The sequence below is a fragment of the Bradyrhizobium sp. SPXBL-04 genome (assembly GCF_051853035.1).
Taxonomy (GTDB): domain Bacteria; phylum Pseudomonadota; class Alphaproteobacteria; order Rhizobiales; family Xanthobacteraceae; genus Bradyrhizobium; species Bradyrhizobium zhanjiangense.
The window spans coordinates 7,892,600-7,918,185 of record NZ_CP182472.1; the positions used below are offsets into that span (position 1 = coordinate 7,892,600).

Here is a 25,586-nt window from a genome sequence, read left to right on the forward strand (position 1 = left end):
ACGCTCGAGACTGCTTGCGAATCAAGCCGTCGTTGCGAGCTGCGTGTTCTTAAGGCCCTACCGGCCTCTGGCTTGCCCCATATCTCCCAAGCCCATCCGACACCCCAAACACGCAGGTGTCTTCTCGACACCCTATGCGCGCGCCGCGCCGAATGCGCCGGGCGCCCGCTGTTGACATGGAAAGTACCCTCTTTTGACTTCGTTTCAGGATTTCGGCCTCGCCGAACCCATCGCGCGCGCTCTTCGTGAAGAGAACTACGTCACCCCAACCCCGATCCAGGCCCAGACCATCCCGCTGGCGCTGACCGGCCGCGACGTCGTCGGCATCGCCCAGACCGGCACCGGCAAGACCGCGTCCTTCGCGCTGCCGATCCTGCATCGCCTGCTCGAGAACCGCATCAAGCCGCAGCCCAAGACGGCCCGTGTGCTGGTGCTGTCGCCCACCCGCGAACTGTCCGGCCAGATCCTCGACAGCTTCAACGCCTATGGCCGCCACATCCGCCTGTCCTCGACACTCGCCATCGGCGGCGTGCCGATGGGCCGGCAGGTCCGCTCGCTGATGCCCGGCGTCGAGGTTCTGGTCGCCACCCCCGGCCGCCTGCTCGACCTCGTGCAGAGCAACGGTCTGAAGCTCTCGAGCGTCGAGTTCCTCGTGCTCGACGAGGCCGACCGCATGCTCGACATGGGCTTCATCAACGATATCCGCAAAATCGTCGCCAAGCTGCCGATCAAGCGCCAGACGCTGTTCTTCTCGGCCACCATGCCGAAGGACATCGCCGAGCTCGCCGATGCCATGCTGCGTGATCCCGCCCGCGTCGCGGTGACCCCGGTCTCCTCCACTGCCGAGCGGATCAACCAGCGCATACTCCAGGTCGATTTCTCGGCCAAGCCCGCCTTCCTCACCAAGCTGCTGAAGGACGAGCCGATCAACCGCGCGCTGGTCTTCACCCGCACCAAGCACGGCGCCGACAAGGTGGTGAAGACGCTGGCCAAGGCGGGCATCGCCGCCAACGCCATCCACGGCAACAAGTCGCAGAACCATCGCGAGCGCACGCTCGCCCAGTTCCGCTCGGGCGCGATCCGCACCCTGGTCGCCACCGACATCGCCGCCCGCGGCATCGACGTCGACGGCATCAGCCACGTCATCAATTTCGATCTGCCCAACGTGCCCGAGACCTATGTCCACCGCATCGGCCGCACCGCGCGCGCCGGCGCCGACGGCACCGCGATCTCGCTCGTGGCCGGCGGCGAAGAGCTCAGCTATCTCCGCGATATCGAGCGCCTGATCCGGGTGGCGCTGCCGCGCGAGGATCACCGCACCGACGCCGGCCGCGAGGCCGCCCAGGCGCCTGCTGCTGCGCAGCATCGCTCGGGCCGGCCAGGCCGTCCCGGCCAGCGCCCGCACGGCGCAAGACATGCTGATGGACGGCATGGCGAAGGACGGCATGTCGAGGGCCGGCCTGTTGATGGCAGGTCCGGTGAGAACCACAACACGTCGAAGGGGTCTCGCCGCCGCCGCCATTCCGGTGGTAAGATGAATTCCTCACCAGCCGATCGGTCGGAACAGCGTCCCGCGCATAGCGCCGGCAAGCCTGATGGAATACAAGGCGTTGCCTTTTTGCGTCGCGAGAGTCGTCCCAACGGCCGACCGAATCGCAATCCTCATTCGCACTAGTCGTCCACGACCTGGAGACAACCACATGGCCAAGGAAGAGCTGATCCAGTTCGAAGGACTGGTCACCGAAATCCTCCCCGACGCCCGCTACCGCGTGCAGCTCGACGCCGGACACGAGATCGTTGCCTACACCGCCGGCAAGATGAAGAAGAACCGCATCAAGACACTCGCGGGCGACCGCGTGACGGTGGAGATGTCGCCCTACGACCTCGAGAAGGGCCGACTGATTTTCCGTCACAAGGACGAACGTCCCTCGACGCCCGGCGGCCCGCCGCGGGGTGGGGCGCAGCGCGGCGGCCAGTTCCGCCGCCGTTAGTCGCCTCCCGGCGCGCGAGCGCGGAAGTAAAGTTCTGATCTGTATGCTGATCCGCCGTGGGCATCACGGCGGATCAAAAAATCGTGCGTGTCAGGATTGTTTTGAGGCCTTAATTCCGATAAAATGAATTAATCGATTTTCGGCCGGACGACATTAGCATCCACCGGTACAGCCGGTTCAGACACGCTGACGACCCTTCCAAAAATTCGATCTAACCTGCCTGCGCGAGCAGGCTCTTACATTGTGCTATCTAGAAGGGACTACCCCAGTGAGCATGGGAACCGTGAAGTGGTTTAACGCGACCAAGGGTTATGGCTTCATCCAGCCCGACGACGGCGGCAAGGACGTGTTCGTTCACATCAGCGCCGTCGAGCGCGCGGGCCTCGGCTCGCTGCAGGAAGGTCAGAAGGTCTCCTACGAGATCGTGGCCGACCGCCGCTCCGGCAAGTCGGCAGCGGACAACCTCCGCGCCGCGGGCTGAGCCTCCGGGCCCCCGGATACTGACCCGGGCCGGCTCAGGCGAGCCAAGGAATTAAAAAAGGCCGTGCGCAACGCACGGCCTTTTCATGTTCGAAGACTTCTCCGTACGCGGCACGGATATCCTGCCCGGGCAGAGCGCCAATCGGTCCTGCTAGTTGGTCTTGGCGGCCCCGCCAGCAGCCCCGCTGGCATTGTTGCTCAGCGAGCCTGCCTGGGTCATCGTGTGGTTGAAGTAGGCGTCGCTGTCGCCGAGCGTCAAGCGACGCTGGCAAAGCGGCATGCAGCTGTAGGACTCGCGCTCGATCCCGCGATAGACGGTGACGAGCCGGTCGCTCGGACCTTCGACCTGGATCTGGCGGTCGACCAGGATCTCGCCGCCCCGGTCGAGCGCGATGAAATTGGTGGCACCATAACCCTTCCCGGTCACGACGATCATGCCGCCGGGCTGCAGCGTGACGTCCGCGATCAGGGGATTGCCGACCACGATGGTCGCGACCTTGCCGGGGAGCCGGACCAGCTTGGCCTGGTCGACATTGACGGCAATGGTGTCGGCGGTGGGCTCGGCAAGGCCGGCACCAGGCGATGCCAGCATCGCAGCCGCAACCAGAAGGCAGACGCGCGCCTGACGGCGCAGCAATTCTTTACGCATACTTACCCCCGGGACGTCACAAACCGGCAGAAACGATCAGATACAGCGGAGCCGGTGCCCGACCCGGCTAACCTGCCCTTAATTCGTGAACGTTCCGCAAACTCGCCGACTATTGTTTGAAGGGACCGGCGCTTTGTAGCCCACTGGAGACGTTGACGCCGCCCTAGTGGCGGAACGGATAGGCGAGCTGGCCGCCGATTTCCTTCGGCATGGTCGCTTCGTCCTTGCCGTAATCCTGCGGCAGCCTGCCCTCCGGCATACGGAAGGTGCCGAACAGCACGTCCCAGATCGGGAACGTCCCGGCAAAATTGGTGTCGCCTCCCTCTTCCAGCGAGGTGTGGTGCCAGCGGTGGAACACCGGCGTCGCCAGCACGTATCTGAACGGTCCGAATGTCCAGTTCAAGTTGGCGTGCACGAAGGCCGAATGGAAGGTGGTGAACGGGCCGACCCAGATCATGACGTTCGGGGAGATACCGGCCATCAGCAGCACGACGTCGACGCTGATCGTCCCGAGCATGAGATTGACGGGATGGAAGCGCGCCGCGGAAATCCAGCCGATCTCCTCCGACGAATGATGGATTGCGTGGTACTTCCAGAACCCGCCGTCATGGAAAAGCCGGTGCAGCCAGTACAGCATGAAATCGGACAGCACCAGGAACAGCACGGCCTGCACCCACAGCGGCAGCTGTGACAGCGGGCCATGGCCATTGTCGTAGAAGGCGATGAGCTCGTCGGCATCATGGATGTTGAAGACGACGCCGGCGCCGACGATCAGCAGTCCGATCCGCATGGTGCGCGCGAACACCGGAACGAAGAACCAGTAGCAGATGTCGGTGATGATCTCCCGCTTGCGCCACCACGGCGCGCCGGGATTGCAGGCCCAGAAATGCTCGAGCACGGTGAAGACTGCCGCGAGCACCAGGGTGACGGGAACCACCTTCGCGATGGTCTCGCCGAGCATCAGGGCGACTTGCATGGGCAGGCTCGACATCGTCGCCTCACTTCCGAATTGCTGGTCCCGCCTAGGCCTACTCCGCTAGATTTAAGGGAGGGTGAAGCCGGCCGGCGCGTGCGCTGCATTCGGAACCGGGCCGAATTCAACGGCCGCCTTAAGACGAAATTCACTCTGGCCAAAAGCATCGCGCGACAAGCGGATTTGCGCGATTGAATTAACGCTACCGAAAGAGCTCGGCTCTCATCTTCGTCGCGTCAAAGACAGCGCCGAACGAGGCGATCCCACCCAGAAGGAGTTTTGTTCATGAAGAACTTGATTGCGCGTTTCGCGAAGGACGAATCCGGCGCCACCGCCATCGAATACGGTCTGATCGCCGCCGGCATCGCGCTGGCCATCATCACGGTCGTCAACAATCTCGGCAGCTCGCTGAACACCAAGTTCGGCTCGATCAGCTCGTCGCTGAAGTAAGTACCCGACGAGCGATTCGCAAAAGCCCCGGACCTCCGGGGCCTTTGTTTTTCTGAAGACGGCGAGTTCCAGTGGCGTTGCGCGAGTACAGAACTGATGCCGCGGTCGCGGCGAACGAGGCGGAGGCGGCGCAGACCGGCTCGCCGGCCTATTGGGTCTGCCTTGCGCTGCTGCTTGCGACGGTCGCGCTCGCCGTGCGCATTGCCAGCCTCTGGTGAGCACGCTCGCGGCGGAGCCAGCCTCGCCACTCGGCTGCCGTTGTCGGTTTGTTTAGCACTGCCGGCTAGCATCCGCGCCGCCAGCTTCGGCGACACAACCAGGCCTCAAGACGCAGCCCATGATCCTCGACTTTGCGCGCCTTCTGCTCTTCCCGGCTCTCATGGCATTCGCCGCCGCGAGCGACCTCTTCACGATGACGATCTCGAACCGCGTGTCGCTGGCATTGGTCGCCGGCTTCTTCGCCCTCGCTCTCGCCGGTGGCATGGCACCTTATGAGATGCTGAGCCATGTCGGTGCCGGCGCACTTCTGCTCGTCGTGGCCTTCACCTGCTTTGCGATGGGCTGGGTCGGCGGCGGCGATGCCAAGGTCGCGGCCTCCGTCGCACTCTGGTTCGGCTTTGCGCATCTGATGAACTTTCTGCTCTACGCCTCGCTGTTCGGCGGGGCGCTGACGCTGCTCCTGCTCCAGTTCCGGCAATGGCCGCTGCCCTACGGACTGGCGGGCCAGGCCTGGCTCGCACGGCTGCACGCCAAGGAGAGCGGCATTCCCTACGGCATCGCGCTCGCACTGAGCGCGCTGATGGTTTACCCGGAGACCGAATGGGTGAAGGCGATCGATCTCGCTCACCTCGCGCTGCGCTGAATGCACCGGGTAAACCCGGCGTTAAGGCGATTTAGATACGCCTCATTAACCATGCTTTGACGAATAGCTGGTCAACTGCCGATCACGGCGGCGGCAGCGTCGCGGCGTTTTGTTGGAAAGTGAAGCGTATGAATAGGGCACGCATTGTCGTCCTGACCGTCGCCATCTGCGCCGGCGGCGTCGCCGCGTACCTGGCGAGCGGCACGGACAATTCTGCGCCGCCTCCGGCTCCGGTCGCACAGCTTCCGACCGTCGACGTCCTGGTCGCCAAGAACGACATCGGTCTCGGCCAGACCGTGAAGCCGGAAGACGTGCAATGGCAGACCTGGCCGGCCGCGACCGCCAGCGCTACTTTCATCCGCCGCAACGAACGTCCCGAGGGCGTGACCCAGGTGACCGGCTCGATCGCGCGCGCTCCTTTCATTCAGGGTGAGCCGATCCGCGACCAGAAGCTGGTCAAGGCCGAGGGCTCCGGCTTCATGGCGGCCATCCTGCCGAGCGGCATGCGGGCGATCTCGACCGAGATCTCGCCGGAGACCGGCGCAGGCGGCTTCATCCTGCCCAACGACCGCGTCGATGTGATCCTCACGCGCCGCCTCAAGAATCCGGACCAGAGCAACGGTGCTCCGGACATCGTCACCTCCGAGATCATCCTGACCAACATCCGCGTCCTGGCCATCGACCAGGCGCCGAAGGAGAAGGACGGCCAGAACACGGTGGTCGGCAAGACCGTGACCTTGGAGCTCAATCCCGCGCAGACCCAGGCGCTTTCGTCGGCCCGCCAGGCCGGAACGCTGTCGCTGGCGTTGCGCAGCATAGCCGACGTCAAGATGAGCGAGATCACGCTCGACGAATCCGCACAGAAGCGCGACGGCGTTTCGATCATTCGCTACGGCATTCCAAGTCAGACAACGAAAGCAAGATGAAGGCAGTCGATATGAAATGCAGGGCAAATCTGGCGACGATGCGAACCTCACTGGTTCGCGCCCTGTCGTTTTCGGCCGCCCTCGCGCTGACGCTAAACCCGGCCCTCAGCCCGGTGGTCGCCGCCGACTACCGTCCCGTGGCGCCGGTCGCGGCCGACGGCCAGATGAACGCGCGTTTCCTCTCGCTCGGCATCGGCAAGTCTGTCGTGATCGACCTGCCGCGCGACATCAAGGACGTGTTGGTCGCCGATCCCAAGATCGCCAATGCCGTGGTCCGCTCGGCGCAGCGCGCCTACATCATCGGCGCCACCGTCGGCCAGACCAACATCGTGTTCTTCGATTCCGCTGGCCAGCAGATTGCGGCCTATGACATCGCGGTCAAGCGCGACCTCAACGGCGTCCGGGCCGCGCTGAAGCAGATCCTGCCCAATTCCGACATCCAGATCGACGGCCTCGGCGACGGCATCGTCCTGACCGGCACGGCGGCGAACCCGTTGGAAGCGCAGCAGGCCAACGATCTCGCCGCACGACTCGCCGGCAGCGCCGACAAGGTGGTGAACTCGATCGTGGTCCGTGGCCGCGACCAGGTCATGCTGAAGGTGACGGTGGCCGAAGTCCAGCGCAACATCGTCAAGCAGCTCGGCATCGACCTCTCCGCGAACCTGAACTACGGCACCTCTGTGGTGAGCTTCTCCAACTCGAATCCGTTCACGGCTCTCGGCAAGAACCTCGTGGACGGCAACAACCTGACCACGAAGTTCGGCGCGACGCCAACCGTGCAGGCCACCCTGCGCGCGATGGAGACCGCGGGCGTGATCCGTACGCTGGCCGAGCCGAACCTGACCGCGATCTCCGGCGAGTCGGCGACCTTCATTGCCGGCGGTGAATTCCCGGTGCCGGCAGGCTATGCCTGCGATCCCGTCACGCATGTCTGTACCACCCAGATCAGCTTCAAGAAGTTCGGCATCTCGCTCAACTTCACCCCCGTGGTTCTGAGCGAGGGCAAGATCAGCCTGCGCGTGATGACCGAGGTCTCGGAACTGTCGAACGAAAATGCGATCACGCTGTCCCAGGCCGTGAGCGCGACGTCGGTGAACTCTCTGACGGTGCCCTCGATCCGGACCCGCCGCGCCGAGACCTCGCTGGAAATTCCCTCGGGCGGCGCGATGGCGATGGCCGGCCTGATCCAGCAGCAGACCAAGCAGGCGGTCAGCGGACTGCCGGGGCTGATGCAGCTCCCGGTCCTCGGCACGCTGTTCCGCAGCCGCGACTTCGTCAACAACGCAACCGAACTGGTCGTGATCGTGACGCCCTATGTCGTTCGCGCGGTCGCGCAAAAGGACCTGTCGCGGCCGGATGACGGCTTCGCCGCCCCTGCCGATCCGCAGGTCGAGTTGCTCGGCAACATCAACCGCATCTACGGCGTGCCCGGCCGGACCGAACCGGCCAGGAATTACCGCGGCACCTACGGCTTCATCACCGACTGAAGCGGAACGGGGACTTCACGATGATCACAAGACCACCCCAGCTTCGCAAACGCGCCATCCGCCTCGGTGGCGCGCTCGTCGGCATGGCGCTCGCGCTCGGCGGCTGCCAGCACGACGAAGCCGTCACCGCCTCCATTCCCGACGATTACAAGCAGCGCCATCCGATCGCGATCGAGGAGCAGGACCGCTCGATCGTCGTCTTCGTCGGCCACGCGCGCGGCGGCTTGACCGCTGCCCAGCGCGCCGACGTGATGGGCGTTGCCTCGGCCTGGCTGCACGAGGGCACCGGCGCCATCCGCATCGACGTGCCATCCGGCACGCCCAACGCGCGACCGGTCGCGGACACCATGCGAGAGATCCAGGCGATGCTGGCGGCGGCAGGCGTTCCGCCGCGCGGCGTCATCGTTCGCCCCTACCAGCCGGAAGACAAGCGCTTCCTGCCGCCGATCCGACTCACTTACTCCAAGATCGCCGCGGTCGCGGGTCCCTGCGGCCTGTGGCCGGACGATATCGGTCCCTCGATCAAGAACAAGAGCTGGTTCGAGAACAAGGACTATTACAATTACGGCTGCGCCTATCAGCGCAACCTCGCGGCGATGGTCGACAATCCGTCGGACCTCGAGCAACCGAGGGCTGAAACACCGCCCTATCTAGCGCGTCGCACCACGACCTTCGAGAAGTATCGCAAGGGGACGACGACGGCGACCCTCCATCCCGAAGCCGACAAGGCCAAACTCAGCGACACCGGCAAATGATCAGCTACGCTCGCCAGCCTCAAGAAGAGCAGCCGGAAACACCGCCCCCGCCGGTCGAGGAGCATATTGCGCCCTCGCCGCGTGTCTCGGTGCAGGCTTTCTGCGAGACCGTGGAGACCGCTGCCGCGGTGCAGTCGGCCGGCGAGGATCGCCGTCTCGGCAAGGCCCATCTGAAGATCCAGATGGGCGGCATGGCGGCGGCGATCGAAGCCTATCGCTCCGCCCCGACACCGAACGTGATCGTGCTCGAAAGCGACGGTCGCAGCGACCTCCTGGGCGGGCTCGATCAGCTCGCTACCGTCTGCGATGCCGGCACCCGCGTGGTGGTGATCGGCCGTATCAACGACGTCATGCTCTACCGCGAGCTCGTGCGCCGTGGCGTCAGCGACTACGTGCTCGCGCCGGTCGGCGCGATCGACGTCGTGCGCTCGATCTGCAACCTGTTCTCGGCGCCTGAAGCCAAGGCGGTCGGCCGCATCATCGCCGTGGTCGGCGCCAAGGGCGGCGTCGGCGCTTCCACCATCTCCCACAACGTCGCCTGGGCGATCGCCCGCGATCTTGCGATGGATGCGGTCGTCGCCGATCTCGACCTCGCCTTCGGCACCGCCGGGTTGGACTACAACCAGGACCCGCCACAGGGCATTGCCGACGCCGTGTTCTCACCCGATCGCGTCGATACGGCCTTCATCGACCGCCTGCTGTCGAAATGCACCGACCATCTCAGCCTGCTGGCGGCGCCCGCGACGCTCGACCGGGTCTATGACTTCGGCTCCGACGCCTTCGATGCCGTGTTCGACACGCTGCGTTCCACCATGCCCTGCATCGTGCTCGACATCCCGCACCAATGGTCGGGCTGGACCAAGCGCGCCTTGATCGGAGCCGACGACATCCTGATCGTGGCCGCGCCCGATCTCGCCAATTTGCGCAATACCAAGAACCTGTTCGATCTGTTGAAGGCCTCGCGCCCCAACGACCGGCCGCCGCTCTACTGCCTGAACCAGGTCGGTGTCCCGAAACGGCCCGAAATCGCCGCCACGGAATTCGCCAAGGCGATCGAGAGCCAGCCGGTCGCGTCGATCCCGTTCGAGCCGCAGATCTTCGGCTCGGCGGCCAACAATGGCCAGATGATCGCGGAGATCTCGGCCAATCACAAGTCGATCGAGATGTTCCTTCAGATCGCCCAGCGCCTGACTGGCCGCAGCGAGACGAAGAAACAAAAGTCGTCCTTGTTTTCACCCCTGATTGAGAAGTTGCGGGGAAAATAAGCCGCCGCATGGAGTTGTTAAGTGTTCGGTAAGCGTAGCGGAACAGACACCGACTTTCGGGCTCCCAAGCCCGGCGCCGTGTTGCCCGAGCCCTCCCAGGCTCCGGCGGCGACGGTGTCGCGCGCCCCGCTCCCGCCGGCCGTCGCCTCGCCATCGCTTGCCCCGGCCAAGGCGCCGCCGCCTCCCGCCATGGAGAGCCGGCGCTCGGACAATTATTACGAGGTCAAGGCGACCATCTTCGGTGCACTGATCGAGGCCATCGACCTCGCCCAGCTCGCCAAGCTCGATTCCGAGTCCGCCCGCGAGGAAATTCGCGACATCGTCAACGAGATCATCGCGATCAAGAACATCGTGATGTCGATCGCCGAGCAGGAGGAACTGCTCGACGATATCTGCAACGACGTGCTCGGCTATGGCCCGCTGGAGCCTCTGCTCGCGCGCGACGACATCGCCGACATCATGGTGAACGGCGCCGGCACCGTCTTCATCGAGGTCGGGGGCAAGATCCAGCGCACCGGAATCCGCTTTCGAGACAATCAGCAGCTCCTCAACATCTGTCAGCGCATCGTCAGCCAGGTCGGCCGGCGCGTCGACGAATCCTCGCCGATCTGCGACGCGCGCCTCGCCGACGGCTCCCGCGTCAATGCCATCGTGCCGCCGCTCGCGATCGACGGCCCCGCCCTCACCATCCGCAAATTCAAGAAGGACAAGCTGACGCTCGATCAGCTCGTCAAGTTCGGCGCGATCTCGCCGGAAGGCGCCGAGATCCTCCAGATCATCGGCCGGGTCCGCTGCAACGTGCTGATCTCCGGCGGCACCGGTTCGGGCAAGACGACGCTGCTCAACTGTCTGACCAACTACATCGAGCACGACGAACGCGTCATCACCTGCGAGGACGCGGCCGAGCTCCAGCTCCAGCAGCCTCATGTGGTCCGGCTCGAAACCCGCCCGCCCAACATCGAAGGCGAAGGCCAAGTCACCATGCGCGAGCTGGTGCGCAACTGCCTCCGTATGCGCCCCGAACGCATCATCGTCGGCGAAGTCCGCGGACCCGAGGCATTCGACCTGCTTCAGGCCATGAACACCGGCCATGACGGCTCGATGGGGACGCTGCATGCCAACAATCCGCGCGAGGCGCTGTCGCGCTGCGAATCCATGATCACCATGGGCGGCTTCTCTCTGCCCTCGCGCACCATTCGCGAGATGATCTGCGCATCCATTGACGTCATCGTCCAGGCCGCGCGCCTGCGCGACGGCTCGCGCCGCATCACCCACATCACCGAAGTGATGGGCATGGAAGGCGACACCATCATCACCCAGGACATCTTCCTCTACGACCTGATCGGCGAAGACGCCAACGGCAAGATCATCGGCCGGCACCGCTCGACCGGCATCGGCCGCCCGAAATTCTGGGAACGCGCCCGCTATTACGGCGAAGAGAAGCGCCTTGCCGCCGCGCTCGACGCCGCCGAATTGGCGCCGACAACGTGAGCAGGTCAGCGTCATGAACATGCAGGTCCTCGCCCTCGCCTTTCTCGCCACGGCCGCCGTTGGCGGCATCGCCTGGGTCTTCCTCTATCCACTCCTGTCAGGGGAGCAAAAGGCCGAAAACCGCCGCGCTTCGATCGCGCGTGCCGACACGCCCGCAGCCAAGCAGACCGAGAAGAGCCAACGATCGCGCCGTGAGCAGGTCGAGACTTCGCTCAAGGATCTCGAGGCGCGGCGCCAGCAGGAGAAGAGAATCCCGCTCAGCGTCCGCCTCTCGCAGGCGGGGCTCGACTGGACCCCGCAGAAATTCTGGGTCGTGTCCGCCGTCGTGGCGGGCGTGCTGTTCGCGGCTGCTCTGTTCGTCGGAGGCGGCCTGCTCGGCGCCGCCGGCCTCGGCTTTGCCGGCGGCTTCGGCCTGCCGCGCTGGGCGCTGGGCTTCCTCAAGAAGCGTCGCGAGACCAAGTTCCTGGCGGCACTGCCCGATGCGGTCGACGTGATCGTCCGCGGAATCAAGGCCGGTCTGCCGCTGTTCGAGTCGATCAAGGTCGTCGCCGCCGATTCACCGGAGCCACTGCGCAGCGAATTCCTCCAGATCATCGAGACGCAGGCGATCGGCATGCCGCTCGGCGAGGCCTGCTCGCGGCTGTATGACCGCATGCCGCTCCCAGAGGCGAATTTCTTCGGCATCGTGATCTCGATCCAGCAGAAGTCGGGCGGTAACCTCTCCGAAGCGCTCGGCAACCTCTCCAAGGTGCTGCGCGACCGCAAGAAGATGAAGGAGAAGATTCAGGCGATGTCGATGGAGGCCAAGGCCTCGGCCGGCATCATCGGCTCGCTGCCGCCGATCGTGATGTTCCTCGTCTATCTCACGACGCCGCACTATATCTCGCTGCTTTGGACCCACCCGACCGGCCAGCTGATGCTGGTCGGCTGCGTCGTCTGGATGTCGATCGGCGTCATGGTGATGAAGAAGATGATCAACTTCGATTTCTGACGGTGCCGTATGGTCGAGTTTCTCGTTTCGAAGCTACATGACGTCCGCTTCATGACCATGCTGCTGGCGGCCATTGCCGCCAGCGCCACCGTCTATACGCTGGTGATGCCGCTGTTTGCCGGCGAGGGACTCTCCAAGCGCATGAAGGCGGTGGCGAGCGAGCGTGAGCGCCTGCGGCAGCGCGAGCGCGAGCGCCTCAACAAGAGCGAGAAGGTGTCGCTGCGCCAGACGCCGAAGCAGCTCGTCTCCAAGGTGGTCGAGGACTTCAACCTCACCAAATGGCTCGCGCAGGAAGCCGCCCGCGACAAGCTCATCATGGCGGGCTACCGAGGGCAGGCGCCCTACATCACCTTCCTGTTTGCCCGCATGGTCGCTCCGATCGGGCTCTTCGTCGGTGCCGCTGTCTACGTCTTCTTGATCGCGCACATGAAGCAGGCGATGCCGATCAAGATCGGCATCTGCGTCGGCGCGGCCTATCTCGGCCTGCAGGCCCCGATGCTGTTCCTCAAGAACGCGATCTCCAAGCGCCAGCTCTCGATCAAGCGCGCCTTTCCCGACGCGCTCGACCTGCTGCTGATCTGCATCGAATCCGGCATGTCGGTCGAAATGGCGTTCCGGAAGGTCTCCACCGAGATCGTCGGCCAGTCGATTGCGCTGTCGGAGGAGTTCGCGCTGACCACGGCCGAGCTGTCCTACTTGCAGGACCGCAAGATGGCCTATGAAAACCTGGCGCGGCGCACCGGGCTCGAAGGCGTCAAGTCGGTCTGTCTCGCGCTTCAGCAGGCGGAGCGTTACGGTACGCCGCTCGGGCATTCGCTGCGCGTCATGGCGCAGGAAAACCGCGACATGCGCATGAATGAGGCCGAGAAGAAGGCCGCTGCGCTACCGCCGAAATTGACTGTGCCGATGATCCTGTTTTTCCTGCCAGTGCTGTTCGTCGTCATTCTCGGACCGACGGGCATCAAGATCACCGAGCTGCACTGATGCGAGAGACCGGCGCGCGGTCCGCCGGCGACGTCAAGCTCAAGATCAGGCCGTTCAATCGGGCTGGCTGAGCGAAGCGACCGGGGTCCGCTTCGGTGCGCCGCGCGGGGCGTCGTTGCGGTTCAGCATTTCCTTGAGATAGGCGATGTTGGCCGCGGCCTGGTCCGGCGGCAGGTCCGCCTTGACGATGGTCTCGGCCTCGGCGAAGCGTCCTTGGAGGCCGACGACCAGAGCGAGATTCTGCCGCACCCGGGCGCTCGCGCGCGGCGAAGCGTAAGCCTGTCGCAGCGCCTCTTCGGCCTTGGGCAGGTTCCTCGTCAACATGTAGGACAGGCCGAGATTGGAGAGGACGCCGGGATCACCCGGCGCGATCTTCAGGGCGCTCGCATAATAGGAGCGCGCCTCCTCGTGCCGGCCCATCTGATCGAGCGCAGTACCCTGCACCGAGAGCAGATGCCAGTCCGGATTGTCGGGCGAATGCGCCTTCGACAACACGTCGAAGGCCTGCTGGAAATTGCCGTTGTCGGCGAGCGCGCGGCCGTACTGGGCGAGCAGCGGCTTGTTGCCGGGATTGGCGATGGTCGCCTGCTCGAGTACGGCGACGGCTTGGGCGCGCTGCCCGTTGGCGCGCAAGGCCTGGCCATAGGCGAGCGCGGCGCCGGCATCCTTGGGATTGGCACGATAGCGCTCGCCATAGACTTCGACAGCGCGCGCGGGATCGGCGGGAGCGGCTTCCGCCCGCGGCCCGACCGAGCCCGTGACCTCGGAGAGCTTCGACATGCCCGTGCAGCCGCCGAGGCCCATAGCCACTGCCGCGATCAGCGAGGTGGACGCAAGAAGCCGGGCAAGACTGAACCGTTGACGCATGACGCTTTGACTCTCGAGCCGATTGATCGAGCCGAACGCGCCAGCAATAGACTGTTAACCCTAACGGCCAGTTAACATCGGCCAAGTCACGCCGCTCACGGCAGCATCTGCGGCGGCACCTTCCCGCCGGCCCCGAGATCGAGGCCGAGCACCTTCACCTGTTCGTTCAGGTCCCGCGGCAATTGCACTCTCCGTCGCGCAGTGAATACGAGATCTGCCCGACGGCGGCTTCGTCCCGCCCGGTCAATATTCGATGGCGAGCCGCTTGCGGATTTCATCGATGCGCTTGTCCAGCGCATCGAACCGCGCGTGGACGGAGCGGTCGTGGAGATAGAAGACGTAGCCGCCGGCGAGGAACGCGAAGATCCAATGATGGTGCTCGACATAGCCGAAGATCGCCTCGATGGCCTGGCCGATGAACGTGACCACGCTCCACACGAATTCCATTGCAATTCCTCCCGGCAAGCTCGTCGGCCGCCAGCGAACTCCAACAGCTGGCGGCCGTCCTCGGAACCTAGCATGGCCCCCGCACTGCGAGTAGCGGCTCGCTGACCGGTGACAGCTAAGCCGATTGCGGCGGCGGCGAAACTCTGCGAAGTCTCGTTCCTACGACCTGCTTGATCTGATGATCCGGACCCGCCAATGCCTTCTGTCTTCGAGACGTCGCCCACCGCCATCCCGATCACCTTCGTTACCAAATCGAGCTGGGATCAGGTCGCTGAGGCGCTGCCGCCGGCGCAACGCCAGTTCGCCACCGCGAGCGCCTTTGCCTCCAAGCCCGGCGGCTATCTCGCGCTGCCCGCGCCGGATGGCGCAATTGCACAGGTGCTGTTCGGCCTCGAGGACGAGGGCGCCAGATCGCGCGACCTGTTCCGGCCGGGCGCCCTGCCCGGCCTGCTGCCGCCGGGCACCTATCGCTTTGCCAATGCGCCGCACGATGCACGGCTGGCGGCGCTCGCCTTCGCACTCGGCAGCTACCGCTTTTCCCGCTACCGCAAGGCTGACAGGCCCGACGTCCGGCTGGTGCCGCCGGATGGCGTCGAGGCGACCGAAATCGATCGCATGGCAGATGCGGCGATGCTGGCGCGCGATCTCATCAACACACCGGCCAACGACATGGGACCGGAGCAGCTCGCCGCAGCCGCACAAGCGCTCGCCGCCGAATTCGGCGCAAGCTTCGCCTGCACCATCGGTGAGGATCTGAAGACGAATTTTCCGCTGATCCACGCCGTCGGCATGGCCTCCAGCCGCGCGCCGCGGCTGATCGACATCGGCTGGGGCGATCCGGCTCATCCCAAGGTGACACTGGTCGGCAAGGGCGTCTGCTTCGACACCGGCGGGCTCGACCTGAAGCCGTCGAGCGGCATGCTGATCATGAAGAAGGACATGGGCGGCGCCGCCAACGTGCTCGCGCTCGCACGCATGGTGATGGATGCGAAGCTGAAGGTGCGGCTGCGCGTGCTGATACCGGCCGTGGAAAACGCGGTCGCCGGCAATGCCTTCCGCCCGCTCGACATCTTCACCTCGCGCAAGGGCATCACGGTCGAGATCGGCAATACCGACGCCGAAGGCCGCCTCGTCCTCGCCGACGCGCTGGCGCTGGCCGATGAGGAGAAACCGGAGCTGCTGATCGACCTGGGCACGCTGACCGGCGCGGCGCGCGTTGCGCTGGGGCCGGATTTACCGCCCTTTTACACCAACGATGAGACGCTGGCCGCCGACGTCGCGCGTTGCGCAGTGAAGGAGAACGATCCGTTGTGGCGCATGCCGCTGTGGCCGCCTTACGATGCCTGGCTGGACTCCAAGACGGCGACCATCACCAACGCGCCGTCCGGCGGCTTCGCCGGCTCGATCACCTGCGCGCTGTTCCTGCAACGCTTCGTCGAGCATGCCAAAAGCTGGCTGCATGTCGACATCTATGGCTGGACGCCGTCGGCGAAGCCGGCGCGGCCCGAAGGCGGCGAGTGCCAAGCCGCACGCGCCATCTACGCACTCTTGAGCGAACGCTATGCATGACCTGCGGCTGACGCCGGCGCGGGGCGACATCGCCGCGAAATATCTCGAAGGCAAGGTTGAGGCGGATCGCTTCGTCACCGGCGAGGAATTCGAGGTGGTCGAGGCGATCGCGCCGGTGCGCGAGCAGCCATCGTCGAACGCGACGCTGATGACGGAGGCGCTGCGCGGCGAGCGCGTCACCATTTACGACCGCAACGGCGAAGGCTGGGCCTGGGGCCAGCTCAACGGCGACGGCTATGTGGGCTGGCTGCCGGATGCAGCGCTCATGAAGCCCGCGGCCGCCCCGACCCACGTGGTCAGCGCGCTGCGAACATTTGCCTTCCCCGGCCCCTCGATCAAATTGCCGCCGGCGGACACGCTGGTGCTGGGATCAAAGCTCACGATCGTGCGCGAGGACGGGGCCTTCGCTGTGACGCGCGAAGGAACGTTCTTACCGAAAACGCATCTTGCCCCGCTCGATCATCGCGAGCCGGATTTCGTCGCCGTCGCCGAGCGCTTCGCCGGCACGCCCTATCTCTGGGGCGGCAAGAGCAGTTTTGGCATCGATTGCTCGGGCCTCGTCCAGGTCTCGCTCACTGCTGCCGGCATCGGCTGCCCGCGCGACAGCGACATGCAGCAGGCCGGCCTCGGCCGCGCGCTGGAGCCGCATGAGTGGGGTAGCTTGGTGCGCGGCGATCTGATCTTCTGGAAGGGCCATGTCGCCATCGTCCGCGACGCCGGCTCCATGGTTCACGCCAATGCGCACCACATGGCGACCGTGATCGAGCCGATCGAGCCGGCGCTCGCGCGGATCACGCAAGCCGGCAGCGAGGTCGCCGCGATCAAGCGGCTCTGACGAACGCTACGTCGCAACCGCCCCATTCCCGGCCGTCTCCAGCCGGAACGCCGCGGCGAACAGCGCGCGGGTGTAATCCGTCTTCGGGTTCTTGAAGAGCTCGGCCGCCTGTCCCTCCTCGACCACCTTGCCGCCGCGCATCACGATGAGATGGCTGGCGAGCGAGGCGACGACGCGCAAATCGTGCGAGATGAACATGTAGGTGAGGTCGCGCTTGCGCTGGAGCTCGCGCAACAGATCGACCATCTGCGCCTGGAACAGCATGTCGAGCGCGCTAGTCGGCTCGTCCAGCACGACGAAATCCGGCTCCAGCACGACCGCGCGCGCGATGCTGATGCGCTGGCGCTGGCCGCCGGAGAATTCATGCGGATAGCGGTAGCGGGTGTCCGGCTTCAGCCCGACATCCTCGAGTGCCTTGACCACGCGCGCCTCGCGCTCCTCGCGCGAGAGATTCGGCTGATGCACGGAGAGGCCTTCGGCGATGATGTCGGCGACCGACATGCGCGGTGAGAGCGAGCCGAACGGATCCTGGAACACGATCTGCATGTCGCGCCGGAAGGGCCGCATCTCCTTGAAGCGCAGGCCCTGGATGTCCTTGCCCAGAAACACGATGCGTCCGTTCGAGGAGATCAGCCGCAGCAGTGCGAGTCCCAGTGTGGTCTTGCCCGAACCTGACTCGCCGACGACGCCGAGGGTCTCGCCCTTGCGCACGGCGACGCTGACGCCGTCGACCGCTTTGATGTGGCCCACCGTCTTGCGCATCAAGCCGCGCTTGATCGGAAACCACACCTTCAGCTCATTGGCCGACATCACCACCGGCGCACCCGGCTGCGGCGGCGCCGGATCGGGCTTCGGCTCGGCCGCGAGCAGGTCGCGCGTATAGGGATGCTTCGGGCTCCTGAAGACCTGCTCGACCGGCCCCTGCTCGACGATCACACCGCCCTTCATGACGCAGACGGTGTCGGCGATGCGGCGCACGATGCCGAGATCGTGGGTGATGAAGAGCAGGCTCATGCCGAGCCGCGAACGGATCTCGGCGAGCAGCGCCAGGATCTGCGCCTGCACGGTGACATCGAGCGCCGTGGTGGGCTCGTCCGCGATCAAGAGGTCGGGCTCGTTGGCGAGCGCCATTGCGATCATCACGCGCTGGCGCTGACCGCCGGAGAGCTGGTGCGGATAGCTCTTCAGCCGCGTCTCGGGCTCGGGAATGCCGACTTGCGTCAGCAATTCGAGCGTCCGCCTGCGCGCCTCGGCATTGCTGGTCGGATTGTGCAGCTGGATGATCTCGCCGATCTGCGCCTCGATCGTATGCAGCGGATTGAGCGAGGTCATCGGCTCCTGGAAGATGATGGAAATGTCGCTGCCGCGGACCTCCCGCATCTGCTGCTCGGACTGATCGATCAGCTCCTGGCCCTTGAAGCGGATGCTGCCCGAGGGATGCGACGCGTTCGGATAGGGCAGCAGCTTCAGGATCGAGAGCGCGCTGACCGATTTTCCGGAGCCGGATTCGCCAACCAGCGCGACGCATTCGCCGCGCTTGATCTGGAACGAGATCTTGTCGACCGCGAGCGTGGTGGAGCCGCCCTGGTGGAAGGTCACCGAGAGATCGCGCACGCTGAGCAGGGGCTGGTTGATCGCGTCCATTGGTTTACCTGAACGTCTTGCGCGGATCGAAGGCGTCGCGCACGGCTTCGCCGATGAAGATCAAGAGCGACAGCATGATTGCGACCGAGAAGAAACCGGAGAAGCCGAGCCAAGGTGCCTGCACATTGGCTTTCGCCTGCGACAGCAATTCGCCCAGAGAGGGCGACCCCGGCGGCAGGCCGAAGCCCAGGAAATCGAGCGCCGTCAGCGTCATCACCGAGCTCGACACGATGAAGGGCAGGAACGTCATGGTCGCGACCATGGCGTTCGGCAGCAGATGGCGGAACATGATGACCGGATTGGAGACACCGAGCGCCCGCGCCGCCTGAATGTATTCGAAATTGCGCCCGCGCAGGAACTCGGCCCGCACGAGACCAACAAGCGAGACCCAGGAGAACAGCAACAGGATACCCAGCAGCACGAAGAAGCCGGGCACGAGGACCGAGGACAGGATCAGGAGAAGGTAGAGCGAGGGAATAGCTGTCCAGATCTCGATGAAGCGCTGGAAGATGAGATCGACCCGACCGCCGAAATAGCCCTGCACCGCCCCCGCCGCGATGCCGATGACGGATGAGATAATGGTAAGGCACAGGCCGAACAGCACCGAGATGCGGAATCCGTAGATCAGCCGCGCGACCACGTCGCGCCCCTGATCGTCGGTGCCAAGCCAGTTGTATTCGAGGTCGCGGCAGCTCTTCAGCCCCTTCTTCTCCACCACCGGCTTGCATTGCTTCTCGGTCAGCATCCAGGTCGGCGGCGACGGCGCCGGCGTCGGCAGATCGAGATTGTGGGTGTCGTAGGAATAGCGGATCAGCGGCCAGACGATGCTGCCGCCCTTGTCCTTGATCAGCTTCTGCAAATAGGGGTCGCGGTAGTCGGCCGCCGTCTCGAAATCGCCGCCAAAGGTGGTCTCCGAGTAAGTCACGAAGGCGGGCCAATAGAGCCGGCCGTCGAACTTGATCAAGAAAGGCCGGTCATTGGCGATCAGTTCGGCGAACAGCGAGACCACGAACAAAATAATGAAGATCCAGAACGACCAGTAGCCGCGGCGGTTCGCCCTGAAGTTCTGCCAGCGCCGCTTGTTGAGCGGCGAAGGGGCGAACGACTTGCGCGTGATCGGAACGACCTCCCCCATTGGGGATTGAGTCGTGGTCTCGATGGGCGTCGGCGCGGTAATCGTCATCAGACCTCCCGCGCCTCGAAATCGATCCGGGGGTCGATCCACATATAGGTCAGGTCGGAGATCAGGTTGATCACGAGGCCGACCAACGAAAAGATGTAGAGCGTACCGAACACCACGGGATAGTCGCGGTTAAGCACGCTCTCGAAACTGAGCAGCCCGAGCCCGTCCAGCGAGAAGATGGTTTCGATCAGCAGCGAGCCCGAGAAGAAGGCGTGGATGAAGGTCCCGGGAAAACCGGCGATCACGATCAGCATCGCATTGCGGAAGACATGCCCGTAAAGCACCCGGCCCTCGCCGCACCCCTTGGCACGCGCGGTCATGACATATTGCTTGCGAATCTCGTCCAGGAACGAGTTCTTGGTCAGGAACGTCATGGTGGTGAACGCGCCGAGCCCCATGGCAATCAGCGGCAGCGTCAGATGCCAGAAATAATCGATGATCTTCCAGTACCAGGGAAACTGCGACCAGCCGTCGGAGGTCAGTCCGCGCAGGGGGAACCAGTTGAAGAAGGAGCCGCCGGCAAACAGGATGATGAGAAGGACAGCGAACAGGAAGCCGGGAATGGCATAGCCAAGCACGAGAACGGTCGACGTCCAGGTGTCGAAGCGCGTGCCGTCCTTGACCGCCTTGCGGATGCCGAGCGGGATCGAGATCAGATAGGTGATCAACGTAAGCCAGATCCCGAGCGAGATCGAGACCGGCAGCTTCTCCCTGATCAGCTGGATCACGCTGACGTCGCGGAAATAGCTCTTGCCGAAATCGAAGCGCGCGAAGTTCCACACCATCAGGAGAAAGCGTTCCGGCGCCGGCTTGTCGAAGCCGAACTGCGCCTCCAGCTTCTTGATGAAATCAGGATCGAGGCCCTGCGCGCCGCGATATTTCGAGTTGATGGCATCGCCGCCGGCCCCTAACTGCCCCGGGGCGCGTTGCGCGAAATCGCCGCCGCCCGAAATGCGCGAGCTGCCGCCGGTGTCGGCGCCCGAGAGCTGCGCGATCACGCGCTCGACCGGGCCGCCCGGCGCGAACTGCACGACGATGAAGGACACGAAGAGGATCCCCAGCAGCGTCGGGATCATCAAGAGGATGCGGCGGGCAATATAGGCGCTCATGATTATTTCGCCTGCTCGAGCTTGGCCGCCTTGGCGCCATCATGCCACCAGATGTCGGGAGCACCGACGCCGTTGGCGTAACGCGGCAGCTTCTGGGGATGGCTGAACTGATCCCAATACGCCAGCCGGTGCGTCTTGTTATACCATTGCGGCACCCAATAGCGGCCGGCGCGGAACAGGCGATCGAAGGCCCGACAGGCGATCGTCAATTCCTCGCGGCTGTCGGCCGCCATGATCTTCTCGATCATGGCATCGATCGCCGGGCTGGCGACGCCCGCGAGATTGTACGAGCCCTTGGTGTTGGCAACCTGCGACGAGAAGAACGCGCGCATGGCATCGCCCGGCGTCGCCGACATGCTGAAACGCTGGATCGTCATGTCGAAGTCGAAATCTTCCTGGCGCGCCTTGTGCTGCACGGCATCGACGACGCGCACGCTCGCCTCAATGCCGAGCGTCCCCAGGTTCTTGATGTAGGGCGCATGGTGCGGCTGGAAGGAGGGCTCGTCCAGCAGGAACTCGATCCTGAAGATCTCGCCATTCGGCAGCACCCGCTTGCCGTCCTTGATCGGTACGCCGGCCTCGTTCAGCAATTGCTGCGCCTTGCGCAACAGGCTGCGGTCCTGCCCGGAGCCGTCGGAGACTGGCGGCGTGAAGGGCGCCGCGAACACGTCGTCGGGAACCTGGCCGCGGAACGGCTCCAGCAGCTTCAGCTCTTCCGGCGACGGAGGCCCGTTGCCGGCCATGAGGTCCGAGTTCTGGAATGGCGACACCGTACGGGCATAGGCGCCGTACATGATGGTCTTGTTGGTCCACTCGAAATCGAAGGCGTTGATCAGGGCCTCGCGCACGCGAGGGTCCTTGAATTTCTCGCGTCGCGTGTTGATGAACCAGCCCTGCGCACCGGAGGGCGTGTCGTCAGGCACGACCTCGAGCTTGACGCGACCATCCTTGGCGGCCGGAAAGTCGTAGCGCGTCGCCCAGATGCGCGAGGTGAATTCTTCACGGTACAGATAGTTCTTGCCGGTGAAACCTTCGAAGGCGACGTCGCGGTCGCGATAGAATTCATAGCGCACGACGTCGAAATTATAGCTGCCGCGGCAAACCGGCAGGTCGGCGGCCCACCAGTCCTTGACCCGCTCGAACTCGATGTAGCGATTGACCTCGAACCTGCCGACCTTGTACGGACCGGAGCCGAGCGGAATATCCAGCGTCGATTCATCGAACGGGCGGGACGAGTAGTACGCCTTCGAAAAGATCGGCAGTCCGGCGACATAGAGCGGCACGTCGCGGGCACGTCCCTTGGCAAAGGTCACGACGAGCGTCGCATCGTCGATCGCTTCAGCGCTCACCACGTCGCGCATCTGCACGATGATCAATGGATGCCCTTTGGTCTTCAGCGCGTTCAACGAGAACGCCGCATCGTGGGCGGTGAGCTTGCTGCCGTCATGGAATTTCGCCTCGGGCCGCATCGTGAAGCGATAGACCAGCCGGTCCGGCGATATCTGCACGGATTGAGCGGCGAGCCCGTACATCGCGTCCGGCTCGTCATTTGCCCGCACCATCAGCGGCGCAAACGTCATGTCCATGCCTTGCGCGCCGTCGCCCTTGAGGATGAAGGCGTTGAGCGAGTTGAAGGTCTGGTAGGACTGATTATACGATTTCACCGACGGGATGAGCGAGAACGGGCCGCCCTTCGGCGCGCCCGGATTGACATAATCGAAATGGTGGAAATCGGCGGGATATTTGAGATCGCCGAACGCCGAGATGCCGTGGGCCTCGGTCGGCCTTTCCGACGCCGTTGCGCCGCGCTGCCAGGCGGCACCGAGTGCGCCGGCGACACCCAGGGCAAGTACCTGCCGGCGTGAAAGCTGCGCCATGCGCAAAGGCTCCCTCAAGCGCGTTTTCCGTTCCGCGCCGCTTTTTCGGCGTCATACCACCACAGCGTCGGCAGGCCGGACCGTCCATATTTCGGCATTGGCTCGGCGTGGCTGAAGCGATCCCAACGGGCATAGCGTGCGAACGGATAGGTGAACTGAGGCACCACGTAGAAATTCCAGAGCAGCACGCGATCGAGCGCATGGGTGGCGGCGACGAGACCAGCGCGATCCTTGGCGAAGATCACCTTCTCGATCAAGGCATCCACAGCAGGGTTCTTGATGCCGATGGTGTTGCGCGCACCAGGCATGTCGGCGGCCTGCGAGCCCCAGAACTCGCGCTGCTCGTTGCCCGGCGAGAGCGACTCGCCCCACTGATCGATGATCATGTCGAAGTCGAAGCTGCGCAACCGGTTCTGGTACTGCGCATCATCGACCGTACGAACCGACGCATTGACGCCGATCCGCTCCAGCGACGGCTTGTAGAACAGTGCGATTCGCTCGGATGAGGGATCCTGCACCAGGATTTCGACCGTCAGGACCTTGCCCGAGGCGTCCACCAGCTTGTGGTCGCGCACTTCGAAACCGGCCTCTTTCAGCAGCTTTGCCGCTTCGCGCAGATTGGCGCGCACGGCCTCCGAAGTGCCGCCGACTGGATTCTGGTAAGGCGTGGTGAAAACTTCCGGCGGCACCTTGTCCTTTACGGTTTCGAGGATCTGCAATTCCTCTCCCTGGGGCAGACCCGTCGCGGCAAGTTCTGTACCTTCGAAATAGCTGTTGATGCGCTTGTACTGACCGAAGAAGAGCTGCTTGTTCATCTCCTCGAAGTCGAAGGCATAGTTGAAGGCCCGCCGCACCCGCGCGTCCTTGAACTGGGGGCGCCTGATGTTGACGACGAAGGCCTGCATGCGGCCGGAATCGTTGATCGGAAATTCTTCCTTGATCACCCGCTTCTCCGCGACCGCGGGGAAGTCATAGGCCGTCGCCCACTGCTTGGCGGAGTTTTCCGCGATCCAGTCGGCCTGGTCGGCCTTGAAGGCTTCCAGCGCCACGATGTTGTCGCGGAAGAACTCGAAGCGCAGCTCGTCGAAATTGTTGGTGCCGATCTGGCTGGGGAGATTGGCACCCCAATGATCTTTCACCCGCTCCAGCTTGATCGAGCGTCCCGCCACGAATTCCTTGATCCGGTACGGGCCGGAGCCCAGCGGGATCTCCAGCGTGGTCGCGCTGACATCGCGCTTGCGGCCCTGCGCGTCGGTGCCTTCCCACCAATGCTTCGGCAGCACGATCAATTCGCCGACGATGGTCGGCAATTCGCGGTTGCCCGGCCCGTCGAAGCTGAACTTGACGTCACGCTCGCCGACCTTCTCCGCCTTGGTCACATGGCGATAGTAGGACGCGTACATCGGGCTCTGCTGCTTGAATGTCTCCAGCGAGAAGATAACGTCGTCCGGCGTCACCGGCTTGCCGTCATGCCAGCGGGCTTCCTTGCGTAAACGATAGATCACCCAGGAAAAATCGTCCGGATGTTGTGCGGCCTCGGCAAGTTCGCCGTACTCGGTCGCCACCTCGTCCTGCGCCCGGGTCATCAGCGTTTCGTAGATCATCGCCGCGGCTGGAGCGAGGGAGCCCTTGATGCCGGCGACCGCGAGGTTGAAATTGTCGAAGGTGCCGATCGAGATCAGGCGGGCGACACCGCCCTTGGGCGCATCCGGATTGACGTAATCGAAGCGCTTGAAGTCGGCGGGATACTTGATGTCACCGAACAGCGACAGCGCATGGCGCCAGGGAAGCCCAGTCGAAGGCAGCTCACCCGATTGCGCCTGTGCCGTGCCGATGACGGAAACGCTGCCCACGGAACCGAGGGCGGGGAGCGCTGCGGCCGCAGTGCCGGTGAGCAGGAGATCGCGTCGGGTGATGGCCAAATCAACATTCCTGTCTTGAAGGAGGCTACTCCTTTAAGTTCCCAATATAGGCGAGGTTTCGACCGAATATGTTGCTTTTTCCTCATCTTGGAAGCCCGGACTGCCTCTCAGATGCGGCCAAAAGCCCCGATAACGTCGCCGCGAGGCCCGGATACGGAAACGGCCAGGCTTTTCAGCCTGGCCGCGTATTCCAAGATAGGTTTTTGACGTCTTACTTCGACGCCGTCGGCAGCGGCTGAGGATGCTCCGACAGCGAATTCAGATAGGCAATGACGTCGGCGCGTTCGGAATCCTTCGGGATACCGGCGAAGCCCATCGCCGTGCCAGGGACGAAGCCCTTCGGATTGGCGATGAACTTGTTGAGGTCGTCGAACGTCCAGGTCCCGCCCTTGGCTTTCATGGCAGCCGAGAAGTTGAAGCCGCGGCCTTCCCCCTTCGGCTCGCCAACGACGCCATAGAGGTTCGGACCGACGCGATTCGGGCCGCCCTTCTCGAAGGTGTGGCAGGCGCCGCACTTCTTGGCGGCCGCCGCGCCCTTTTCGACGGAGGCGGTCTGGAGCAGCTTTTCGATCGGCTCGGACGGTGCGGCAGCGGCGCCGCCGCCTTCCTTGCCGTGGCTGGCATCTTCCTTCACTGCGATCTCGAAGCCCGGCTTTTCCGGCATCTTGGGGGAGAATAGCGCCTGGGCGGTGAAGCTCGTCACCAGCAGAACGAGACAGGTGCCGAGCACGGCACCGAGAATCTTATTGAGTTCGAAAGAGTCCATTTCCGGCCAGGCCCCACCGCAACAAGGAAACAGCGGCCCAAGCGGCCGCCAGGACGAGCCTCG

Annotated in this window: 25 protein-coding genes; 15 read left to right on the forward strand and 10 right to left on the reverse strand. The window is 64.2% G+C overall.

Annotated elements, in window-relative coordinates:
- Window positions 1-193 precede the first annotated feature (193 nt).
- The 3 genes from ACNJX8_RS37630 (at window position 194) to ACNJX8_RS37640 (ending at window position 2,472) form a co-directional block, all read left to right on the forward strand.
- On the forward strand, window positions 194-1,675 hold the full coding sequence (locus ACNJX8_RS37630) for a DEAD/DEAH box helicase (protein ID WP_439358750.1): 1,482 nt from the start codon (window positions 194-196) through the stop codon (window positions 1,673-1,675).
- A gap of 25 nt (window positions 1,676-1,700) precedes the next feature.
- Window positions 1,701-1,991 carry a translation initiation factor IF-1 gene (gene infA / locus ACNJX8_RS37635; protein WP_128936634.1) on the forward strand — a complete coding sequence of 97 codons (291 nt, stop codon included), beginning with the start codon at window positions 1,701-1,703 and terminating at the stop codon, window positions 1,989-1,991.
- 268 nt (window positions 1,992-2,259) lie between these two features.
- On the forward strand, window positions 2,260-2,472 hold the full coding sequence (locus tag ACNJX8_RS37640; protein WP_091881246.1) for a cold-shock protein: 213 nt from the start codon (window positions 2,260-2,262) through the stop codon (window positions 2,470-2,472).
- 150 nt (window positions 2,473-2,622) lie between these two features.
- On the opposite strand, the gene ACNJX8_RS37645 is transcribed toward ACNJX8_RS37640, so the two are convergent.
- On the reverse strand, window positions 2,623-3,120 hold the full coding sequence (locus ACNJX8_RS37645) for a pilus assembly protein N-terminal domain-containing protein (RefSeq protein WP_128936635.1): 498 nt from the start codon (window positions 3,118-3,120) through the stop codon (window positions 2,623-2,625).
- Window positions 3,121-3,283: 163 nt separating this feature from the next.
- A complete protein-coding gene (locus tag ACNJX8_RS37650) occupies window positions 3,284-4,111 on the reverse strand; it encodes a sterol desaturase family protein (RefSeq protein ID WP_439358751.1) in 828 nt (275 codons plus the stop codon).
- 267 nt (window positions 4,112-4,378) lie between these two features.
- Here ACNJX8_RS37650 and ACNJX8_RS37655 point away from each other — a divergent pair, with 267 nt between their 5' ends.
- The 10 genes from ACNJX8_RS37655 (at window position 4,379) to ACNJX8_RS37700 (ending at window position 13,304) form a co-directional block, all read left to right on the forward strand.
- Window positions 4,379-4,543 (forward strand): Flp family type IVb pilin, encoded by a 165-nt coding sequence (locus ACNJX8_RS37655; protein WP_014498224.1) that lies wholly within the window; start codon window positions 4,379-4,381, stop codon window positions 4,541-4,543.
- A gap of 71 nt (window positions 4,544-4,614) precedes the next feature.
- On the forward strand, window positions 4,615-4,761 hold the full coding sequence (locus ACNJX8_RS37660) for a hypothetical protein (RefSeq protein ID WP_439358752.1): 147 nt from the start codon (window positions 4,615-4,617) through the stop codon (window positions 4,759-4,761).
- A 119-nt stretch (window positions 4,762-4,880) separates the two neighbouring features.
- On the forward strand, window positions 4,881-5,405 hold the full coding sequence (locus ACNJX8_RS37665) for an A24 family peptidase (protein WP_439358753.1): 525 nt from the start codon (window positions 4,881-4,883) through the stop codon (window positions 5,403-5,405).
- A gap of 128 nt (window positions 5,406-5,533) precedes the next feature.
- The gene (gene cpaB, locus ACNJX8_RS37670) at window positions 5,534-6,331 is read left to right on the forward strand and encodes a Flp pilus assembly protein CpaB (protein WP_439358755.1); all 798 of its coding nucleotides are present in this window, start codon (window positions 5,534-5,536) and stop codon (window positions 6,329-6,331) included.
- A gap of 11 nt (window positions 6,332-6,342) precedes the next feature.
- Complete coding sequence (locus tag ACNJX8_RS37675; protein WP_439362034.1) at window positions 6,343-7,818, forward strand: type II and III secretion system protein family protein; 1,476 nt, start codon at window positions 6,343-6,345, stop codon at window positions 7,816-7,818.
- Between the two features lie 20 nt (window positions 7,819-7,838).
- On the forward strand, window positions 7,839-8,573 hold the full coding sequence (locus ACNJX8_RS37680) for a CpaD family pilus assembly protein (protein ID WP_439358756.1): 735 nt from the start codon (window positions 7,839-7,841) through the stop codon (window positions 8,571-8,573).
- On the forward strand, window positions 8,570-9,838 hold the full coding sequence (locus ACNJX8_RS37685) for an AAA family ATPase (RefSeq protein WP_091881234.1): 1,269 nt from the start codon (window positions 8,570-8,572) through the stop codon (window positions 9,836-9,838). The genes ACNJX8_RS37680 and ACNJX8_RS37685 overlap by 4 nt, the downstream gene beginning before the upstream one ends.
- A gap of 21 nt (window positions 9,839-9,859) precedes the next feature.
- A complete protein-coding gene (locus ACNJX8_RS37690) occupies window positions 9,860-11,329 on the forward strand; it encodes a CpaF family protein (RefSeq protein WP_091881232.1) in 1,470 nt (489 codons plus the stop codon).
- A 13-nt stretch (window positions 11,330-11,342) separates the two neighbouring features.
- Window positions 11,343-12,320 carry a type II secretion system F family protein gene (locus ACNJX8_RS37695; protein ID WP_128936642.1) on the forward strand — a complete coding sequence of 326 codons (978 nt, stop codon included), beginning with the start codon at window positions 11,343-11,345 and terminating at the stop codon, window positions 12,318-12,320.
- Between the two features lie 9 nt (window positions 12,321-12,329).
- Window positions 12,330-13,304 (forward strand): type II secretion system F family protein, encoded by a 975-nt coding sequence (locus ACNJX8_RS37700; protein WP_128955540.1) that lies wholly within the window; start codon window positions 12,330-12,332, stop codon window positions 13,302-13,304.
- Between the two features lie 54 nt (window positions 13,305-13,358).
- Here the strand turns inward: ACNJX8_RS37700 and ACNJX8_RS37705 are convergent, their stop codons facing one another.
- Both ACNJX8_RS37705 and ACNJX8_RS37710 read right to left on the reverse strand, forming a co-directional pair.
- A complete protein-coding gene (locus tag ACNJX8_RS37705; protein ID WP_439358757.1) occupies window positions 13,359-14,171 on the reverse strand; it encodes a tetratricopeptide repeat protein in 813 nt (270 codons plus the stop codon).
- A gap of 243 nt (window positions 14,172-14,414) precedes the next feature.
- Window positions 14,415-14,618 (reverse strand): hypothetical protein, encoded by a 204-nt coding sequence (locus tag ACNJX8_RS37710; protein ID WP_128936646.1) that lies wholly within the window; start codon window positions 14,616-14,618, stop codon window positions 14,415-14,417.
- A gap of 195 nt (window positions 14,619-14,813) precedes the next feature.
- Between ACNJX8_RS37710 and ACNJX8_RS37715 the strand changes: the two genes are divergently transcribed.
- Complete coding sequence (locus ACNJX8_RS37715) at window positions 14,814-16,187, forward strand: leucyl aminopeptidase family protein (RefSeq protein ID WP_439358758.1); 1,374 nt, start codon at window positions 14,814-14,816, stop codon at window positions 16,185-16,187.
- Window positions 16,180-17,022 carry a C40 family peptidase gene (locus tag ACNJX8_RS37720; protein ID WP_439358759.1) on the forward strand — a complete coding sequence of 281 codons (843 nt, stop codon included), beginning with the start codon at window positions 16,180-16,182 and terminating at the stop codon, window positions 17,020-17,022. Before ACNJX8_RS37715 ends, ACNJX8_RS37720 begins: the two co-directional genes overlap by 8 nt.
- A gap of 6 nt (window positions 17,023-17,028) precedes the next feature.
- Here ACNJX8_RS37720 and ACNJX8_RS37725 read toward each other — a convergent pair whose 3' ends face one another.
- The 6 genes from ACNJX8_RS37725 to ACNJX8_RS37750 all read right to left on the reverse strand — a co-directional run bounded on the left by ACNJX8_RS37725 (window position 17,029) and on the right by ACNJX8_RS37750 (window position 25,523).
- Window positions 17,029-18,666: an ABC transporter ATP-binding protein gene (locus tag ACNJX8_RS37725; protein ID WP_439358760.1), complete on the reverse strand. Its 1,638-nt coding sequence runs from the start codon at window positions 18,664-18,666 to the stop codon at window positions 17,029-17,031.
- 4 nt (window positions 18,667-18,670) lie between these two features.
- On the reverse strand, window positions 18,671-19,849 hold the full coding sequence (locus tag ACNJX8_RS37730; protein ID WP_128936650.1) for an ABC transporter permease: 1,179 nt from the start codon (window positions 19,847-19,849) through the stop codon (window positions 18,671-18,673).
- On the reverse strand, window positions 19,849-20,958 hold the full coding sequence (locus tag ACNJX8_RS37735; protein WP_128940026.1) for a microcin C ABC transporter permease YejB: 1,110 nt from the start codon (window positions 20,956-20,958) through the stop codon (window positions 19,849-19,851). The genes ACNJX8_RS37730 and ACNJX8_RS37735 overlap by 1 nt, the downstream gene beginning before the upstream one ends.
- A 2-nt stretch (window positions 20,959-20,960) precedes the next feature.
- Window positions 20,961-22,835, reverse strand: a complete 1,875-nt coding sequence (locus ACNJX8_RS37740) for an extracellular solute-binding protein (RefSeq protein ID WP_439358761.1) — start codon at window positions 22,833-22,835, stop codon at window positions 20,961-20,963.
- A gap of 14 nt (window positions 22,836-22,849) precedes the next feature.
- Window positions 22,850-24,757 (reverse strand): extracellular solute-binding protein, encoded by a 1,908-nt coding sequence (locus tag ACNJX8_RS37745; protein WP_128940024.1) that lies wholly within the window; start codon window positions 24,755-24,757, stop codon window positions 22,850-22,852.
- 211 nt (window positions 24,758-24,968) lie between these two features.
- Window positions 24,969-25,523: a c-type cytochrome gene (locus ACNJX8_RS37750; protein WP_128955548.1), complete on the reverse strand. Its 555-nt coding sequence runs from the start codon at window positions 25,521-25,523 to the stop codon at window positions 24,969-24,971.
- Window positions 25,524-25,586 lie beyond the last annotated feature (63 nt).

Excerpts from the sequence above, each read along its gene's own strand:
- ACNJX8_RS37695 (WP_128936642.1), top strand. The coding sequence starts at position 11,343 with ATGAACATGCAGGTCCTCGCCCTCGCCTTTCTCGCCACGGCCGCCGTT.
- ACNJX8_RS37675 (WP_439362034.1), top strand. The coding sequence starts at position 6,343 with ATGAAATGCAGGGCAAATCTGGCGACGATGCGAACCTCACTGGTTCGC.
- ACNJX8_RS37740 (WP_439358761.1), bottom strand. The coding sequence starts at position 22,835 with ATGGCGCAGCTTTCACGCCGGCAGGTACTTGCCCTGGGTGTCGCCGGC.
- ACNJX8_RS37655 (WP_014498224.1), top strand. The coding sequence starts at position 4,379 with ATGAAGAACTTGATTGCGCGTTTCGCGAAGGACGAATCCGGCGCCACC.
- cpaB (WP_439358755.1), top strand. The coding sequence starts at position 5,534 with ATGAATAGGGCACGCATTGTCGTCCTGACCGTCGCCATCTGCGCCGGC.
- ACNJX8_RS37705 (WP_439358757.1), bottom strand. The coding sequence starts at position 14,171 with ATGCGTCAACGGTTCAGTCTTGCCCGGCTTCTTGCGTCCACCTCGCTG.
- ACNJX8_RS37730 (WP_128936650.1), bottom strand. The coding sequence starts at position 19,849 with ATGACGATTACCGCGCCGACGCCCATCGAGACCACGACTCAATCCCCA.
- ACNJX8_RS37710 (WP_128936646.1), bottom strand. The coding sequence starts at position 14,618 with ATGGAATTCGTGTGGAGCGTGGTCACGTTCATCGGCCAGGCCATCGAG.
- ACNJX8_RS37720 (WP_439358759.1), top strand. The coding sequence starts at position 16,180 with ATGCATGACCTGCGGCTGACGCCGGCGCGGGGCGACATCGCCGCGAAA.
- ACNJX8_RS37680 (WP_439358756.1), top strand. The coding sequence starts at position 7,839 with ATGATCACAAGACCACCCCAGCTTCGCAAACGCGCCATCCGCCTCGGT.
- infA (WP_128936634.1), top strand. The coding sequence starts at position 1,701 with ATGGCCAAGGAAGAGCTGATCCAGTTCGAAGGACTGGTCACCGAAATC.
- ACNJX8_RS37735 (WP_128940026.1), bottom strand. The coding sequence starts at position 20,958 with ATGAGCGCCTATATTGCCCGCCGCATCCTCTTGATGATCCCGACGCTG.
- ACNJX8_RS37665 (WP_439358753.1), top strand. The coding sequence starts at position 4,881 with ATGATCCTCGACTTTGCGCGCCTTCTGCTCTTCCCGGCTCTCATGGCA.
- ACNJX8_RS37700 (WP_128955540.1), top strand. The coding sequence starts at position 12,330 with ATGGTCGAGTTTCTCGTTTCGAAGCTACATGACGTCCGCTTCATGACC.
- ACNJX8_RS37645 (WP_128936635.1), bottom strand. The coding sequence starts at position 3,120 with ATGCGTAAAGAATTGCTGCGCCGTCAGGCGCGCGTCTGCCTTCTGGTT.
- ACNJX8_RS37650 (WP_439358751.1), bottom strand. The coding sequence starts at position 4,111 with ATGTCGAGCCTGCCCATGCAAGTCGCCCTGATGCTCGGCGAGACCATC.
- ACNJX8_RS37750 (WP_128955548.1), bottom strand. The coding sequence starts at position 25,523 with ATGGACTCTTTCGAACTCAATAAGATTCTCGGTGCCGTGCTCGGCACC.
- ACNJX8_RS37715 (WP_439358758.1), top strand. The coding sequence starts at position 14,814 with ATGCCTTCTGTCTTCGAGACGTCGCCCACCGCCATCCCGATCACCTTC.
- ACNJX8_RS37725 (WP_439358760.1), bottom strand. The coding sequence starts at position 18,666 with ATGGACGCGATCAACCAGCCCCTGCTCAGCGTGCGCGATCTCTCGGTG.
- ACNJX8_RS37685 (WP_091881234.1), top strand. The coding sequence starts at position 8,570 with ATGATCAGCTACGCTCGCCAGCCTCAAGAAGAGCAGCCGGAAACACCG.